Raw genomic sequence first — 524 nt, 5'->3', positions numbered from 1 at the left:
TTCCAATATCTCTTCTCTTATTTTTTTATCAAAGATATAAATTCCACCATAATTACTTGCAAGAGTTTCTAATTCACTTGCTTTATTTTCTTTAAAAGCGCATGCACTTAAAGATACTAAAGAAAATAAGCTTAGAATTATCATTGTGATTTTCATTTGATACTCCTTTTTAAAATTAATTTTGGAAAATTATCTTACTTTACTTTGAAAAATTATTTTTCTTTGTATTTATTTAAAGACAGTAAAGTCAAATTTTCAAATATATTTTGATCATTTTTGATGATATTTTGCAAGGCATTTTGCAAATAAGTCATAAAAATATCTTCTTCCATCTCTTTAAATACAGGCGAATACAATTCTTTAGTAATTAATTTTAACACAACAAGATTAATTAGTTTTGTATCTTTAATAAGCGGAATTTTTGAAATAACTGTTTGAAAATCATCTATATTTAATTTTTGGAAATTATCATTTAGTATTGTTTTTTTACGATTTTGTGATAATTCATTTTGCAATTTATCTAA

1 pseudogene is annotated in these 524 nt (G+C 21.9%); it reads right to left on the bottom strand.

Annotated features, from left to right (window positions below):
- Positions 1 to 212 precede the first annotated feature (212 nt).
- Positions 213 to 524 (bottom strand): annotated as a pseudogene (locus tag L8W69_RS09275) (hypothetical protein); the annotation flags it as partial.

Source organism: Campylobacter sp. CNRCH_2016_3089 (assembly GCF_025772505.1).
GTDB classification, from domain to species: domain Bacteria; phylum Campylobacterota; class Campylobacteria; order Campylobacterales; family Campylobacteraceae; genus Campylobacter_D; species Campylobacter_D lari_D.
The sequence above is the reverse complement of the archived record's forward strand: the minus strand, read 5'-3'. Positions and strand labels throughout refer to the sequence as shown.